Raw genomic sequence first — 17639 nt, 5'->3', positions numbered from 1 at the left:
CCATCTCGCTTTCTTATTTTAAACTAAATAACAAATATCATGATAAACAAAAACATCTTAATTCTTTCAGCCCTATGCTCCTGTTGCTCACTATGGGCGGATGAGGTTGTCGTGCGACATTATAATTACGCCGGCCCTTACGAGGTGAAAAAGCCTTTCCTAGCAGATAGCTTGGATGTAAACAGTAAGAGATTCTCTGACAAGGAACTATTGAACACGACCGTTCCTTTATGCAACCTTTCCCAAAGCGGACAAACCCTTGACGCGGCGTCTTCCGGAGAGCTGACCTTGCCAACCTCGGCCTCTTCCTACGCGCTACATTTGGTTTCCTTCTACCTGAATAGTGACCGCTATACAAAAGGCACCTTAAGGATCAATGGCCCTGAGATTTTAGAAGTCTACGTGGATGGACAACCCATAAAACTAACCCAAGGAGAAGCCTCGTTGACCTTGGAGCCGCGACGCTATGAAATCGTAATTAAATATTTATCTGAGAGCCACAAAGAGAATGCCTTAAAAGCCTCATTCAACCCGGAAAAAGACGCGGTGGTAACCGCGACCGTCAATCCGGAGAAACGTTATACATTAAGTGATGTATTTGATGGTAAACGCATCCAATCCGCCAGCCTGTCCCCGAATGGAAAATTCATTATCGTCTCCTATCAAGAGACCTATCCCGGCGGAAAGCAGTCCTCATTTACCCAGATACTAGACAAGGCTACCGGTTCCGTATTAGTTGAGAACGGACAGAGCTTACGCTGGATGCCTAAAAGCAATCTGGCCTATTACACCCGGAAAGGGATGAAAGGCACGGAATTGGTGACCTTAGACCCTACCAGTAAAAAGGAGAACATCCTTTCCAGCCAATTGCCTGAAGGTTCTTTCAGCTTCGGGCCTACCGAAGACTATCTATTATTCTCCATACGGGAGAAAGGACCGCAAGAACGAAAAGAGATCCAAGAGATACTGGTGCCGGATGATCGCCAACCGGGATGGAGAAACCGTATGTTTATCCATAAATATGACCTGCGAACCGGATTGTTCCAACGGCTCACCTATGGACATACTTCTACTTACATCAACGATATATCTCAAGACGGCCACTATCTGCTATTCAGTCGCAGGGAACCGAATTTAACGGAGCGCCCTTTCTCACGTACATATATATATAAGATGGATCTACGAACCATGCATGTGGATACCCTTATAAAAGGTGAGAAATTCGTAAGCCGTGCCGTTTTCTCCCCGGATGCCACCCAATTACTCGTTGACGCGTCTGGAGAGGCTTTCGATGGTATCGGATTAAAGATCAAAGAAGGACAGACATCGAATACGAGCGACGGGCAATTATTCCTATACAATATAGCAGATAAAAGTATAAAGCCGCTTACGAAAGATTTTGCCCCCTCTGTCGATTCCTACGAGTGGAACGCCCTCGATAAACAAATCTATATCACGGCGAAAGATAAGGACCGTGTTCGCATGTATAGTCTAAACCCGTCCAACGGAAAGATTAAGCAACTTCAAGCCAAGGAAGATGTCATCTCCGATTACTCCATCGCCAATCAAGCTTTCGAAATGGTTTATTTCGGATTAAGCGCTTCCAATTCCCAAAGGCTTTATACCTATAACCTGAAAAACGACGCCTCTTCCTGCTTGATCGATCTCTCCAAAGAGATCTTGAGAGACGTCACTTTAGGAGAAGTGCAAGATTGGAATTTCGTTTCCGCCCAAGGGGATACGATTTACGGCCGCTTCTATCTCCCTCCTCATTTTGATGCGACCAAGAAATATCCGATGATCGTGAATTATTACGGAGGAACAACCCCTACGGCCCGGGTGATGGAAAGCCGTTATCCTTCGCATGTATACGCCGGCTTAGGGTACATCGTCTACATCATACAGCCCAGTGGAGCGACTGGATTCGGCCAAGAGTTCTCCGCACGCCATGTCAACGCATGGGGTAAACTTACCGCTGACGAGATCATCGAAGGCACGAAAAAGTTCTGTGAGGAGCATCCTTTTGTCAACACGAAGAAAATCGGTTGCATGGGGGCTTCATACGGAGGTTTCATGACTCAATACCTACAAACAAAAACAGATATATTCGCGGCGGCCATGTCTCATGCGGGAATCAGCGACATCACCAGCTATTGGGGAGAAGGTTACTGGGGATATTCATACAGCTCGTTGGCTAGCGCTAACAGTTATCCATGGAATGCCCGGGATATGTACACTTTACAAAGTCCGCTGTTTAACGCAGACAAGATCAATACCCCGATCTTGTTCTTACATGGAACCGCAGACACGAATGTTCCGATTGGAGAGAGCATCCAGATGTTTACCGCATTAAAATTATTGGGTAAGCCTACAGCGTTTGTCCAGGTAGAAGGAGAAAATCACCATATATTGGATTATGACAAACGAATATTGTGGAATAACACGATTTACGCATGGTTCGCTAAATGGCTGAAAGACCAGCCCGAGTGGTGGAACGCATTATATCCTCCCAAAAGCCTATAGGAGTTAGAATAGTTCACTTTATTCACACATATTTAAAGAGTATCTTTAGTTAGATACTCTTTTTTATTTAAATACATTAGATAGTATTCATGAAAGAACTTAGTTTCCGGAGAACTAAATCAATCCATCTCTTGGTATTTATTAATTATTACAAATATCTTAATAAATTATAAAGTATACAGTCTATATAAACACCTACTGTATCTGATTGTATTATTTACATTAAGTGCTTTATTTTGATCTTTATGCTGTAAATATAAAGATATATTTGCAATAAACAAGCATATTAGTGGTAAAAATGAGTTTATGTAGCAATTTACAAATATTGCTTTCCTTGGGATATGTGTTAAATTAGTGCATTATAATACTAATATATGGCATTAATATACAAATTGTTTTTAACTCAATCCCGCATCAATGCTAAAAAGTAACACCAAAAACACCTTGCTCTCATGAAGTTCTCCGGAAACTACGTCGATCTACTAAATGGCAGAAATTGATTATAACGATCTATTTATTAACAAATTAAACAAAAAAGTATGTATCTATGAAAAGGTTGACTTATCTTTTACTATGCTTGTTTGCAAGTATAGCGTTCGCAACAGCACAGACCGCGAAGGTGACCGGTACGGTTATCTCGGCGGAAGACGATGGACCTATCATCGGAGCCTCTATCGTAGTAGCAGGAACTACTATCGGAACGGTAACCGATCACAATGGAGCGTTCACACTAGATGTTCCTTCCAATGCCCAAAAGCTAATCATCTCTTACATCGGTATGAAATCTGTAGAAGTAACAGTAAAACCGATTATTAAAGTTAGCATGGAATCAGACTCGCAGAATCTGGATGAAATTGTAGTAGTTGGCTATGGTACACAAAGAAAAAAGGATGTAACAAGCGCCATCTCGAAAGTTGGGGGTGAAGACCTAGCTAACTTAGCGGCACCTTCATTTGATACCCAATTAGCAGGCCGTGCCGCCGGTGTACAAGTAACGACACCCAGCGGCGTGTTGGGTTCCGGCCCTCAGTTTAAAGTACGTGGTATGAGCACCATCTCCGCAAGCTCACAACCTTTATTCATCATCGATGGTATGCCATTGGCGGTAGGAGACAACAGTTCCGGATCCACCGGTATGGGTATGTTGTATGCTGAATATAACGCCATGTCGGATATCAATCCGAACGATATCGAGTCGATCGAGATCTTAAAAGACGGTGCCGCTACGGCTATTTATGGTTCCCGTGCGGCAAACGGCGTTATCTTGATCACAACGAAAAAGGGCTCCAAGGGACGCACCAGCGTAAACTACGATGGTTATATCACAGCGGCCAGCCCGGCTAAATTGCATGACCTGTTAGGAGCGAAGGATTTCGTCACTATCGCTAACGAGAAATACGAGAACTGGGGTATGAAGGGACAAGCCGTATACGACCCGAACGGCCCGGATACCAACTGGAACGACTATATCTTCCGTACGGGCTTCCAGCACAATCACAGTTTGTCTGCCAGCGGCGGTACCGATAAGAGCCAATATTACGTATCGCTCGGTTTCACGGAGCAGGAAGGTATCGTACGTGCCAACGACTTGAACCGCCTGAGCTTGAAAGCAGACTTGACGCAGCAGGCTACGAAATGGTTCCGAATCGGATTGAACGGACAAATGACACGCACGATCATGAATGGTGTCATGAATGGAGAAAACTCCTTAGGCGGTGTAGGTTTCGCCGGAACCCGTATGTTGCCGAACGTGGATGTGTACAACCCAGACGATCCTACCGGCTACAATATCGATGCGGAAAACCGCAAAGCCTTGGGACGTGGTGGCAACTTGAGTTATATCGATAACGGTGTGCAGAACATCGTATGGGCATTAGACAACAACGTGAATCGTACGACAAACACCCGTGTAATCGGAGGTGGCTGGGGTGAGATCACCTTTATGGATGGTCTTACGTTTAAGACACAAGCTGGCCTAGACATCGCTAACGTACGCGACTATATGTATTGGGATACAGAATCCGGTGATGGATACGGATATGGCGGTTTAATCGAGGAGGTAAACTCCACATACGCCACTTGGAACTGGCAGAACGTATTGAACTTCACACGCACGTTTAACTCGGTACATAATCTGACTGCTACGGCTGTACAAGAATATACACACAGCGAGACAGAATATATGGACGGAAGTGTCTATGAGTTGTCTGATCCGTTCTTTTCCGAGCATATCATCAGCAATACGTTCGGACAGAAGGACGTAGGTGGATGGAAATCGGAGAATGGCTTGGCTTCTTATATGTTCCGTGCGAACTATAATTATGATAGCAAGTATTATATCGGCGCTTCCATTCGTTACGATGGCCTCTCTAAATTGCCGAAGGATACTCGCTGGGGTACATTCTGGGGGGCTTCCGCCGCTTGGCGCTTGTCTCGCGAGAAATTCTGGACAGAAGCACCTGTCAACGAATGGTTCAACGACCTCCGCTTGCGTGCCAGCTATGCGACAATCGGTAACTCTGCTTTAGGCAGCGATTATCCCTATTTGGGAACGTATGGTGCCAAATTGGTAGGACCGATGGCAGGTATCGCTTGGAACGTAATGGGTAACAATAACTTGAAATGGGAGACAACCGAGACTTTCGATATCGGTTTGGATGGTGCTCTCTTCAATAACCGTATGACTTTCGAGATCGCTTATTGGCAGAAGAACTCCAAAGACCTAGTATTGCGAGTACCGACTCCTCCGACGATGGGTATCCCCAACAACTACTACTATGACAATATCGGAAAGATCAAGAACTCCGGTTTCGAGTTGACAGTAGGGAGTACGATTATCAATACGAAGGACTGGAATTGGCATTCGGACATCAACTTCTCTACCGTGAAGAACACGGTGAAAGAGCTGTATGGTGGAACGGATATCATCGACAACTATACGATCATTCGGGAAGGTGAATCTTACCAATCACTTTACGGTTATGATTATTACGGTGTGAATGCCGCCAACGGTAATCCGATTTGGAGAAAGGCGGACGGCTCTTTGGTACAGTTCGATACTTTCGGAGCATATGATTATGCCGAATACGATCCTTCCAACCCCGAAGATGTATCCAAACCATCGTCATTGACCAACGACGATCGTAAGATATTGGGTAAATCCATGCCGACTTGGTACGGAGGATGGAACAACACGGTTACTTTCAGAGATTTCGACTTGAATGTATTTTTCCGTTTCTCCGGTGGCAACAAGTTGATGAACGCATCACGTCAAAGCTCATTGCTGAACATGGATTTCGCAAACAACGGAACGGAGCTCTTAGGCCGTTGGGTATCTCCCGAGCAACCGGGTGATGGTATGACCCCGAAGATCGGTTACGGTGACGGGGCCGCGCTTTTCAATGACGGGTTCAGTGATTCTCACTTCGTGGAGAACGCCAGCTACCTGAAACTGGCTACACTAACCTTAGGCTACACGATCCCGAAGACGATCGTGTCCAAATTGGGTATGTCTAAGATCCGCCTCTATCTGCAAGGACAGAACTTATTCACGATCACCGGCTATAGCGGTTTGGATCCGGAGACACAGTCTCGTAATGGTGTGGATTGGAATGGTATGCCACAACAACGCTCGTTCACGTTCGGTGCTAACGTTACATTCTAATCACTTCGAGAAATTCGCATAAATAACAACTGTTGAAAACAATACAATTATGATATCGAATAAAATATATAAAAAGATTTTAACCGTAGCGTTGGGCACAGCCCTTTTCTCGCTACCGCTATTCACCGCCTGCGAAAGTGATGTGGTGGATCTGCAACCTATCGACAAGTTCTCGGATTTGACAGCTTACAGCACGCCTGATCGTTGTGAGCTATCCGTAATCGGTGCTTATGATGCCGCACAATGCGGTCTGTATATCAACACAGGCAACGGCCGTACACGTGGTTACCCTTTTGGGGCTGCCAGTATTTTACAAGGCGAGATGCGCGGGGAGGACATGAACCTGACCGCCGTGTTCTATGATTATACTTATTCCGCGACCTATAACGTGTCTACCGCCAATAACGTGGCGATGTGGGAGACCTCGTTCGAGGCGATCAATCGCTACAACATCGTAAGGGACGGCATCGAGGGAGCTGTTGCCAACGGAATAATCTCCCAAGAATTAGGAAACCAGTACAAAGGAGAGTTACTGTTCTTGCGTGCGCTGACGTATCACAACTTGATGATCCATTTCGCGCTACCTTACAACGTGGAGGGCAACAATAATTATGGTATGCCAATCTATCTGAACGCGGTAAGCGACCCTGCGCAAGTGGAAAACCAATTGCAAATCGGACGTTCTTCCGTAAAAGATACATATGCGCAGATATTGAAAGACCTCGACGAAGCGGAGAGCCTGCTTCCAGATGTGATCGAAGTCAACAAGATCGCCCGTGCGAGCAAAGGCGCAGCTATCGCACTGAAAAGCCGCGTACACCTGCACATGCGTGATTGGGCAGGCGTAATCGAAGATGCGAAGAAGCTGGAAAATAGTCGCTTCAAACTGGAGTCGGATCCCGCCACTCCATTTACCTCCTATTCAAATAACATGGAGTCTATCTTCTCGATCGCCAATAGCTCGGATGACAATGCCAGCGTGAACGGCGCGATGTCTTCTATGATGTCGGCACGCGACGGTGGCCGTGCGATGTGTCCGTCTTCTCCGATTCTTTACAATTCCAAGTTTTGGAGAGGTGATGACAAACGACGCAATCTATTACTCTATCGGGAGTCTGACCAATACTATTTCTGCGACAAGTATCAGAATCCGACTACACGTGAGGAATATGCCCCGATCATTCGTTATGCGGAGGTATTGCTGAATGAGGCGGAGGCTGCCGCACGTCAAGGAGACAAGGACTTGGCCTTGAAGAAACTGAATGAAGTACGCGATCGCTCCTTGGCGGATCCTGCCAGCCAAACGTATAAGGCAAATGACTTCGCCGACACGAAGGCCTTGACGGAAGCGATCCTTTGGGAACGACGTATCGAGTTCCACGGAGAGGGACGTCGTTGGGAAGACATTCACCGTTTAGCAGCGGACGACCTCTGTCCTTCCGGAGGTATCCCCGCTAAGATAGAGTACAACAACACGAAAGGGCAAGGTGCCTTCGTGGTAGGTGGTGAGGTGAAATCCGAGTGGTTCGGCAGTAACAAGGCGTTCATTCCATACACGGACAAACGTTTCATTTGGCCGATCCCGCAAAACGACTTATTACGTAACCCCACACTAGCCGCACAACAAAACGCAGGCTGGTAAACATAGACACACTCTTATTTTTTACTATGTAGGGGACATGAGAGGGCGAGACCGGGAGGTTCCGCCCTCTTTTCTTTTAAAACGTATTGACATAATAATTCACGGGAAATCATTATCTTTGCACTCTCTAAAAGAGGCTTATTCGTTATTTCGTGATAAATACTAATAAATCAACGATATGATTCTATTCTTTCAATCTTCAACAAAGACGGTGCTGGCTGTAGAGGCCGCGCACGCTTTCTCTCCTGAAGACACTCAAAAACTGGTTTGGTTGTTTAGCGAGGCAACTCCTGTTCAATCAGAAACATTGGAAGGCTGGTACGTAGGGCCACGCCGGGAAATGATTACCCCGTGGAGTACGAACGCCGTTGAAATTACCCAGAACATGGGCCTGACCGGTATTTCCCGTATTGAGGAATATTTTCCTGTTTCTTCTGGCGACGCGGATCACGATCCGATGTTACAACGTATCTACAATGGCTTGAATCAGGAGATCTTCACGATCAGTAAAAAACCAGATCCTATTGTCTATATTGAGGATTTGGAAGTGTACAACCAACAAGAGGGCTTGGCACTAAGCCAAGAGGAGATCGCTTACTTGAACGAGGTAAGCCAGAAGTTGGGACGTAAGTTGACCGATAGCGAGGTGTTCGGTTTCTCTCAAGTAAACTCGGAACACTGCCGCCATAAAATATTCGGAGGTGTATTCATCATCGACGGCGAGGAAAAAGAAAGTTCCTTGTTCAACTTGATCAAGAAGACTTCCGCCGAGAACCCTAATAAATTGGTTTCCGCTTATAAAGATAACGTAGCGTTCAATGAAGGCCCGACGGTAGAGCAATTCGCTCCCCTATCCGGTGACAAACCTGATTTCTTCGCCGTAAAAGATATCAAGACGGTTATCTCCTTGAAAGCCGAGACGCATAACTTCCCGACAACCGTTGAACCGTTCAACGGTGCCGCTACCGGAACAGGTGGTGAGATCCGTGACCGTCTGGGCGGTGGTAAGGCATCCTTGCCGATAGCGGGAACAGCTGTCTACATGACTTCTTACCCGCGTACAGAAGGCGCTCGCGAATGGGAAAAGATACTAGACCCCCGCCCTTGGTTATACCAGACTCCGGAGCAGATCTTGATCAAGGCTTCCAATGGTGCCTCTACATTCGGTAACCATTTCGGCCAGCCGCTTATCTGTGGTTCTTTATTGACTTTCGAGCACACGGAGAACGATAAGAAGTACGCTTACGACAAAGTAATCATGCTTGCCGGCGGTGTAGGTTTCGCAAATATGCGTGATGCTTTGAAGGGCGATCCGGAACCGGGCGAGAAAGTGGTTGTGATCGGTGGCGATAACTACCGTATCGGTATGGGTGGTGGAGCCGTATCTTCCGTAAACACGGGACAATATACAAGCGGTATCGAGTTGAACGCCGTACAGCGTGCCAACCCGGAAATGCAGAAACGTGCGGCTAACGTGATCCGTGCGATCGCCGAGTCTGACGAGAACCCGATCGTCTCTATCCATGACCATGGTGCGGGTGGACACCTCAACTGCTTGTCTGAGTTGGTGGAGGCTACCGGCGGACACATCGATATGAGCAAATTGCCGATTGGTGACCCGACTCTCTCAGCGAAGGAGATCGTAGGAAACGAGAGCCAAGAGCGCATGGGCTTATTGATGAAAGAAGAAGATGTAGCCCGTGTAAAACGTATCGCGGATCGTGAACGTGCCCCGATGTATGTGGTAGGCGAGACTACTAACGACATGAAGTTTGTCTTCGAACAAGCGGACGGCGTAAAACCTATCGATATCAAGCTGGAATATATGTTCGGTAAACCGCCTAGAACGGTTATGACAGACCATACGGTCACTGAATCTTATCAACCGGTTGTTTACAAAGAATCCGAACTTCACCATTATTTGGAGAACGTACTTCAATTGGAGGCCGTAGCCTGCAAGGATTGGTTAACAAACAAAGTAGACCGTTCCGTAACCGGTAAGATCGCCCGCCAGCAATGTCAAGGTGAATTACAATTGCCGTTGAGCGACTTAGGTGCCGTAGCGTTGGATTACCGCGGGAAAGCTGGTATCGCAACTTCTATCGGTCACGCTCCCCAGGTAGCCATGGTTGATCCGGCCGCCGGTTCCGTTATGGCAATCGCCGAGTCATTGACCAATATCGTATTCGCTCCGCTGACAGATAAGTTGGAGAGCGTATCCTTAAGTGCCAACTGGATGTGGCCATGCCGCAACGAAGGTGAGGACGCCCGTCTGTACACAGCCGTACAAGCCGCTTCCGACTTCGCTTGCAGCTTAGGTATTAATATCCCGACTGGTAAGGACTCCCTATCCATGACGCAGAAGTACGGTGACGATAAGGTGATCGCCCCGGGTACGGTGATTATCTCCGCCGGTGCCGAGGTTAGCGATATCAAGAAAATCGTCTCTCCGGTAGTAGCTCAAGACAAGAATACATCCATTTATTATATAGATTTCTCTTTCGATACCTTGAAGTTGGGTGGTTCCGCTTTCGCTCAAGCTTTGAACAAGCTGGGTAACGAGGTTCCGACCGTGAAAGATCCGGAATACTTCCGTGACGCTTTCAACGCCGTACAAGATGCGATCGAGAAGAGACTCATCCTTGCCGGACACGATATCTCAGCGGGAGGTATGATCACCGCCCTGTTAGAGATGTGCTTCGCCAACGTAGAGGGTGGTTTGGATGTCAACTTGGATAAGATCTCCGAGAGCGATATCGTGAAGATCCTGTTTGCCGAGAATCCGGGTATCTTGGTTCAGGTAAAGGACAAGAAGGCATTCGAAAAGTTGATGGAAGAAGCTGGCGTAAGTTTCGCCATCATCGCCAAACCGACCGACGAGCGCCATGTATTGGTATCGAAAGACGGCATCCAATATCACTTCGGCATCGACTATATGCGTGACGTATGGTACGAATCTTCTTATAAGCTGGATGTAAAGCAAAGCGGAAGCGTTTGTGCCGGAAACCGTTTCGAGAACTATAAGATGCAGCCCGTACAGTACAAGTTCCACAAGGACTTTACCGGAAAACTTTCTTCTTACGGACTCTCAGCGGAACGCCGCACTCCGAACGGCATCAAGGCCGCGGTAATCCGTGAGAAGGGTACGCAATGCGAGCGTGAGACCGCTTACGCCTTGTATCTGGCTGGTTTCGACGTGAAGGATGTCCATATGACGGACTTGGCTAGCGGACGCGAGACTTTGGAGGATGTAAACTTCATCGTATTCTGCGGTGGTTTCTCCAACTCCGACGTATTAGGTTCCGCCAAGGGCTGGGCCGGCGGTTTCTTGTATAACGAGAAAGCCAAGAAAGCGATCGACAACTATTACGCACGTAAGGATACGTTGAGCATGGGTATCTGTAACGGTTGCCAGTTGATGGCCGAGTTAGGCTTGGTTTATCCGGAGCACGAGAAAAAGCATAAGATGGTTCACAATGATTCCCATAAGTTCGAGTCTAACTTCGTTAGCTTGGAGATCCCGAAAAACAACTCCGTAATGTTCGGCTCCTTGAGTGGCACGAAGTTGGGTGTATGGGTAGCTCACGGTGAAGGTAAGTTCGAGTTCCCGTACGAGGAGAAGGAGTACAACATCATCGCTAAATACAACTACGATGGCTATCCCGCCAACCCGAACGGTTCTCCTTGGTCCGTTGCCGGTGTTTGCTCAAAGGACGGCCGCCATTTAGCCATGATGCCTCACCCCGAACGTGCGATCTTCCCTTGGCAATGCGGTTATTACCCCGCCGACCGTAAGGAGAACGACGAGGTCACTCCATGGATCGAGGCGTTCGTGAACGCTCGCAAATGGATCGAGAATAATAAGTAAAAATAACGGGGGTTGTTTTTAGCGTTCTTTGAACCTTAAAAACAACCCCTGTTTCTATATCTCCTTAAAGTTTCTTGGTAACCGCCTTTTGATTGAACTCATCCACACGGCAGAATAGACTTTACAACGAATCCACGATTTTAATATCCAAGCCGGTACAGGGGGATTATCGGTAACTATTACTTTATACAACCGTAATATCCCTGCAACACCCCGCTAATATCTTTGCCTTCGAAATTAATAGACACAGAATTTAATAGAAGAATCATGGAAAGGTTATTTAAAATCAGAATCTTTACGGTTATGTTCTTTTTAGCCGTAGCTTCTATAGCAGCGAACGCTAAAGAAAGTAAGAAGGAAGGTGACAATTATCATGCGAAGCAAATTCTCATCGTAGGTTTGCACGATAACGTGAAATCAAACTATTTCTACAATGGGATGATCGCCGAAGAGACCGGTATGAAAGCGGATAGTATCGACCAAACGTATAATACGATCATCGCCGAGAATATCGCCGCATCCGTAAAGAACGGAGATTGTAAGTTTATCCCGGCAAACGCTACACAAGTGACCGGACAGGTACTGAATGAGATCAAGGTGAACGGGGAGAGCGAGGATTGCTATTCCGATCTTTCAGCCGTGCCGACCGAAGAGTTACAAAAGGTATTGGATAATGCCGGCGCTGATTATCTGCTGGTATTAAACCAGCATTATCTTAAATGGCAAGACCAACCGTTGCGCACACTTTTCCATATCGTCAGCTATACCCTATTCGATAAAGATAAAAACGAGGTATATCGGGGGAATAACTTCTTTACCTGTATGAATCTTGAGAATCCGGATAAACTCAGAAAGAGCAGCCGCAAGAGTTCATCCAAGATAGCATCTAGCATTATCAAAACGTTGGATGAGGACTAACCTTCTTCTTTATAGACACATTTATAATTTTCTCGTTGAGCCTAATGGATATCCTTCATTAGGCTTTTTTCTTTATTTAAACCTACACACGGATGTAATCTCTTTGCAAAACGGGACACTTACTTTTGCGCCGTAAAAGATATTTAGGTTTAATTTTAAAAAGATTGTTATGAGGATGTTTAACAAACGCATTACTTGCAGGTTACTTGCCTGTTTGTTATTTTTTAATTGCTTACCGGCTCTCCTATTCGCGCAAGGAACGCAAGCCATTATCACCGGTACGGTCGTGGATAATAAAGGGGAATCAGTGATCGGGGCCACGATCCAAGTCAAGAATGAATCTACCGGATTCTTCACGGGCTCTATCACGAACGATAAAGGAGAATACACCATCAAGCAGCTTCCGCTAGGTTCTCCTTATACCGTTACAGCTTCTTATATCGGTTATGGGGAACAGAAAAAGACAGGATACGCATTGAACCAAGGGGATATGCTTCGAGTGGATTTCAAGCTAGCGGAGGAATCGGTGGAGATCCAAGCTGTCGAGGTAGTCGCTAATTCCTTGAAGAACATGGTTCCGAAGATCGGCGCGGCAACATCTATCTCCGCTCAAAATATCACGAAGCTTCCGGTAAACGGCCGTAACTTCACATCCCTGATGGATCTCTCGCCATTGAGTAGCGGAGGAAATATCGCCGGGCAATTATCATCCTCAACGAATTACACCATCGACGGTATGACGGCTAAAGGAACCGTAGCGAGCGGAACGACTTCCGGCGCTTATACGATATCCATGGAAGCCGTCCGCGAGTTTGAGGTGGTAACCAATCAATATGACGTGACCAACGGACGTTCCGGGGGCGGTACCGTGAGCGCTGTTACGAAATCAGGAACCAATACTTTCACCGGAAGTGTATTCGGATTCGGTCGTGCCGATTGGTTATCCAGCTCCTATGATATACGGGGAAATAAATCGACTTCCGACTTCTCTACCTATCAATATGGTTTCTCTTTGGGAGGTCCGATCGTGAAAGACCGTGCGCATTTCTATGTCGTATGGGATCACCAACAGGATTCCCGTCCGATTTATATAGCGGATATCAAGACGGCGGCGGACGAGTCTCGCTATAATGTCACTCAATCTACGCTAGACCGTTATCTGGATATCGCCCGTACTAAATACGGAGTCTCGAATGAACCTCAATTCGGGGAGTTCGGTAAGAAGAAGCAGACGAACGCGGTCTTCGCCCGTATCGACTGGCAGTTGAACGCAACCAACTTGTTAACCATTCGCAATAATTTCATCAACGAGGATAATAAACAGAGCGAGAGCGATAACTCCAGTATCAATCTCTACGAGGTTTGGATCGATCGCAAATCGCATAACAACAGCTTACTCGCTACCTTACGCTCGGTATTAAGCCCAAAGCTGACCAACGAGTTGAAGCTTCAACATTTCTTGGTTTACGAGGCTACGACCCCGAACAAGCAATTGCCAAGCTCTAATATCCCAAGAGCAATCGTAGAGAACGTGGAATCTATTTCTGGTGACAAGAGCATGTACACTTCCATCCAACTTGGAGGTCAACGCTACGCTCCCGAACATTTCAAGGATAATGTACTTCAATTGGTAGACAATATGTATTATAATACGGACCGCATCAACTATACATTCGGAGCAGACTTCATGTACACCAATATGAAATCACTCTACGGTAGTGAGATGAACGGACGGTTTTATTTCACGGGACTGGATAATTTCGAGCATATGACTCCTTACCGCTATGCCCGGGAAATCGCCTTGGTAGATGATCCTACCGTAAAGATGAATACCTTGAACTCCGCTATCTACGGACAATTACAAACGAAGCTTTTCACCGGATTCGAGGTCATGGCCGGTATCCGTGCGGATTATACCCGTTATTTCAACCACGCGAACTTTAACCAGACTGTTTATGACGAACTAGGCTTACGTACGGACAACGTAATCTCCACCTTCCAGTTGCAACCCCGCGTTCAATTCACGTGGGACGTGAATGATAAACATCAAGATATTATCCGCCTTGGCGCCGGTATCTTCGGTTCGGATTTAAACAACTATTCCATGATCAACAATATGCTGTTCGACGGTACGAAGGTAGCGTCCGTGGATATACAAGGCAATTTGGTTCCGACACCGAATTTCCCGGCATACCGCAAAGATCCTTCTACCGCTCCGGGCGTTGATTTATTCAACAACCCGAATATCCAAAAGATCAGCACGATCAATATGAATAGTAAGGATGCCCGTGTACCGGTAGTATATAAGTTGAACGCCAGCTACACGCATTTCTTCTCCGATCGCTTGCGGGTAGGTATCAGTGCTTACGCCAACTGGGCACGCCATAATTATATGTACGTAGACCGTAATATGGTGGATGAGCCTTACTTCCGTATCGCCGCCGAGGGGAATCGTGGCGTGTTCGTCCCCGCCGAGAGTATCAATACCAAGAACGGAGCTACCGACTGGATGCAAGGACGTAAAAGTGATAAGGTAGGCCGTGTGCTGGAATTAATCAGCGATGGAAAAATCAACCAATATGCGTTCGTGGTAGATGGAACTTGGCGTTATTTCAAGGATGGCGAGCTTTCTTTCAGCTATACGTGGAACGATTCCAAGGATAACACCTCTTACAACGGTAACGTAGCGAATACAGCGACTCTAGCCTTGATGGTAAAAGATGATCCTCGTGATTTGAGTACCATGACTTACTCGGACAACCAATTCCGCCATAAGGTCGTATTCTACGGTACGGCTCCTTCTTTCTGGGGAATCAGCGTAGGCTTGCGTTTCTCCGGGATCGGTGGAACCCGCTACTCTTTAGCGGTTAGTGGTAATATGAACGGTGATTTCGTATCATCCAACGACTTGGCTTATATCTATGACCCGAACGATAGTAATACGCCTCAATATCTTCGTGAGGGTATCCAAGCGATCTTGGACAACCCGGAAGCGGAGAAGAGCGTAAAAGATTATATCCGTAAAAACTATGGGAAGGTTGCCGAGCGTAACGGTGGCGTAAATGGCTTCTACGGTACTTTCGATTTGCGCTTGAACAAGAACTTCAAGATCTATAAGACTCATTCCATCGAGGCCTCGATAGACTTTTTCAATTTCCTGAATATGCTGAACAAGGACTGGGGTGCCGGACATAATCTAGGCAAGCAGAATATCTACTCCATCAAGAGTTTTGACGCGGAGAAGAAGCAATACGTATATAACGTAAACAAAAACACGGGTGTATCCAATATGAACGGAAACCCTTGGCAGATTCAAATCGGCGTACGTTATAAATTCTAACTAACATATTCTATATTCAAATCATAAAAAAATTACGATGAAGAGACAATTCTTATCATTCACGCTTTTACTTGCGTTATCCACTTGGATAGCGCAAGCCGCTACTGTAAGAGGCACTGTATCCGATACGGCAGGCAAACCGCTACAAGGCGTAGTCGTTACGGATGGTTATAATTTCACGCAAACAAATGAGCGGGGAGAATATAGCCTAGATTCGAATCTGGACAAAAGCCGCTTTGTCTACCTCTCCGTACCGGGTGACTATGAGATCGAGCAAACAAAAGGTATACCGGATCTTTTCTATCAGCAACTTGATAAAAGTAAGGAGATCAATGAACATGATTTTACGCTCACCCCTAGGAAACAGCCAATCGACGGGTTTGTCTACTTGGCAATCTCCGATCCTCAGACCATCGACGAACGGCAGATGAAACGTTTCCGTGAAGAGACCATCCCCGACTTGAAGCAGACTATAGAGCGCTACCAAGGAAAAGAGGTCTACGGTATGGCGCTGGGAGACATTACTTGGGATCGCATGGATTTATTCACTCCTTATAAGGAAGCGGTCTCGGTCTTAGGCATCCCGATGTTCTCCGTGATCGGCAATCACGACCACGACTTACGTTACCCGGCCTTATCCAATCAAAAGGTAACCGAGGAGAGCTATGCGGAGCGTATCTACGAGGATCATTTCGGCCCTTACAATTATTCGTTCAATGTCGGGGATGCACATATCATCACCTTAAAAGATATTGATTATTATAAAGACAAGAAATATGACGAACGCTTCGGAAAGGAACAACTGGAATGGCTGAAAAACGACCTGAGTTACGTTAAACCCGGAACACTTGTATTTATCAACGTACATGCCCCGGTATTCAACCAGACGGATAAAGGGGGAGGAAACGCCGAGGACGCTGAGAGCCTGAAAGAGATCGTCAGCCCTTATAATGTCCATATCTTCGCCGGGCATACGCATTTCTTCGAGAACAACCAAGTCACACCGAATCTGTACGAGCATAATATCGGAGCCGCTTGCGGAGCTTGGTGGGCCGGCCATGTAAATCGGTGCGGCGCCCCGAACGGTTATCTGGTCGTTGAGGTGAAAGGGAATGCCGCTACTTGGTATTATAAGGCAACCGGCCATGATTCGGATTATCAATTCAGGGTTTATAGGCCGAATGAGTTCAAATCGCAAGCGGATTACCTAGTGGTGAACGTATGGGATTGGGACCCGACCTACCAAGTTACATGGAGCGAAAACGGCATAGAGAAAGGTTGCATGGAGCAATTCGATGATGAAGACCAAGACTATATCGACATGCACGGAAAACCTTCCGGATATCATACATCGCACTTATTCCGTTGCCACCCTTCAGCCGGAGTCAAAGACGTACAGATCAAGGTTATCAACCGATTTGGCGAGACCTTTACTAAAAATGTAACACTCCCGTAATCAAATCGTAACAAGTGGCATTTACTTTTGTATCGATAAAATGTAGAAAACTCTCATTACATATTAATGTTAAAATCATTACAAAGGAACAAACCAAACCTTATTCCTAACTTTGAACGGCAACTCGGCTTTCGGCGGAAGGCGGTTGCCGTTATTTTTTTGAGGGTATATCCCATTCTTAACGGGAAAAGTTTCGAGTTCATTCGAAACTTTTGTACTTTTACGCAA

At 46.4% G+C, this 17639-nt stretch carries 7 protein-coding genes; all 7 read left to right on the top strand.

The genetic code is table 11. The features are described from left to right. The first annotated feature begins 39 nt into the window (after positions 1–39). Positions 40–2523 carry a S9 family peptidase gene (locus NBH16_RS03825; RefSeq protein ID WP_196009905.1) on the top strand — a complete coding sequence of 828 codons (2484 nt, stop codon included), beginning with the start codon at positions 40–42 and terminating at the stop codon, positions 2521–2523. 547 nt (positions 2524–3070) lie between these two features. Beyond that, complete coding sequence (locus tag NBH16_RS03820; protein ID WP_250788114.1) at positions 3071–6187, top strand: SusC/RagA family TonB-linked outer membrane protein; 3117 nt, start codon at positions 3071–3073, stop codon at positions 6185–6187. A gap of 49 nt (positions 6188–6236) precedes the next feature. After that, positions 6237–7829 carry a RagB/SusD family nutrient uptake outer membrane protein gene (locus NBH16_RS03815; RefSeq protein ID WP_005866917.1) on the top strand — a complete coding sequence of 531 codons (1593 nt, stop codon included), beginning with the start codon at positions 6237–6239 and terminating at the stop codon, positions 7827–7829. A gap of 178 nt (positions 7830–8007) precedes the next feature. Then, on the top strand, positions 8008–11697 hold the full coding sequence (gene purL, locus NBH16_RS03810) for a phosphoribosylformylglycinamidine synthase (protein ID WP_005866914.1): 3690 nt from the start codon (positions 8008–8010) through the stop codon (positions 11695–11697). A 267-nt stretch (positions 11698–11964) separates the two neighbouring features. Beyond that, positions 11965–12615 carry a hypothetical protein gene (locus NBH16_RS03805; protein WP_005866912.1) on the top strand — a complete coding sequence of 217 codons (651 nt, stop codon included), beginning with the start codon at positions 11965–11967 and terminating at the stop codon, positions 12613–12615. Between the two features lie 169 nt (positions 12616–12784). Continuing rightward, on the top strand, positions 12785–15955 hold the full coding sequence (locus NBH16_RS03800) for a TonB-dependent receptor (RefSeq protein WP_250788113.1): 3171 nt from the start codon (positions 12785–12787) through the stop codon (positions 15953–15955). A 37-nt stretch (positions 15956–15992) separates the two neighbouring features. Continuing rightward, positions 15993–17411, top strand: a complete 1419-nt coding sequence (locus NBH16_RS03795) for a calcineurin-like phosphoesterase C-terminal domain-containing protein (protein ID WP_172514231.1) — start codon at positions 15993–15995, stop codon at positions 17409–17411. The last annotated feature ends 228 nt before the right edge of the window (positions 17412–17639 follow it).

The organism is Parabacteroides sp. Y3-G-102 (genome assembly GCF_023656845.1).
Lineage (GTDB): Bacteria > Bacteroidota > Bacteroidia > Bacteroidales > Tannerellaceae > Parabacteroides > Parabacteroides distasonis.
Note: the sequence above shows the minus strand (reverse complement) of the source record. Positions and strands in the feature narration are given on the sequence as shown.

Coding starts and splice junctions, on each gene's coding strand:
- NBH16_RS03825 (WP_196009905.1), top strand. CDS start 40: ATGATAAACAAAAACATCTTAATTCTTTCAGCCCTATGCTCCTGTTGC.
- NBH16_RS03820 (WP_250788114.1), top strand. CDS start 3,071: ATGAAAAGGTTGACTTATCTTTTACTATGCTTGTTTGCAAGTATAGCG.
- NBH16_RS03815 (WP_005866917.1), top strand. CDS start 6,237: ATGATATCGAATAAAATATATAAAAAGATTTTAACCGTAGCGTTGGGC.
- purL (WP_005866914.1), top strand. CDS start 8,008: ATGATTCTATTCTTTCAATCTTCAACAAAGACGGTGCTGGCTGTAGAG.
- NBH16_RS03805 (WP_005866912.1), top strand. CDS start 11,965: ATGGAAAGGTTATTTAAAATCAGAATCTTTACGGTTATGTTCTTTTTA.
- NBH16_RS03800 (WP_250788113.1), top strand. CDS start 12,785: ATGAGGATGTTTAACAAACGCATTACTTGCAGGTTACTTGCCTGTTTG.
- NBH16_RS03795 (WP_172514231.1), top strand. CDS start 15,993: ATGAAGAGACAATTCTTATCATTCACGCTTTTACTTGCGTTATCCACT.